The sequence below is a fragment of the Paraburkholderia sp. SIMBA_027 genome (assembly GCF_046535315.1).
GTDB classification, from domain to species: domain Bacteria; phylum Pseudomonadota; class Gammaproteobacteria; order Burkholderiales; family Burkholderiaceae; genus Paraburkholderia; species Paraburkholderia tropica.
In genome coordinates this window covers 1-247 of sequence record NZ_JAWRWY010001318.1, presented here as the reverse complement: position 1 = coordinate 247, position 247 = coordinate 1, and the positions used below count along the sequence as shown (strand labels likewise).

Here is a 247-nt window from a genome sequence, read left to right as displayed (position 1 = left end):
CAATAATTTTTGCCGCTTTCCGACATAGTGCTGCAATTTGACGTTGTAAGTTACGAACCCCTGCTTCACGAGTATAATAACGAATTAAATCGATGATTGCTTCATCTTTTATTGTCAGTTGCGTTTTCTTTAAGCCATTTTCTTCAATCTGCTTAGGAATTAAATGGTTTTTCGTAATTAACGTTTTCTCAATTTCCGTATAACCAGGAATTGTAATAACTACCATTCGGTCTAATAAAGGCCCAGG

At 35.6% G+C, this 247-nt stretch carries 1 pseudogene; it reads right to left on the bottom strand.

Annotated features, from left to right (window positions below):
- Positions 1-247 (bottom strand): annotated as a pseudogene (locus tag SB764_RS43440) (endopeptidase La); the annotation flags it as partial.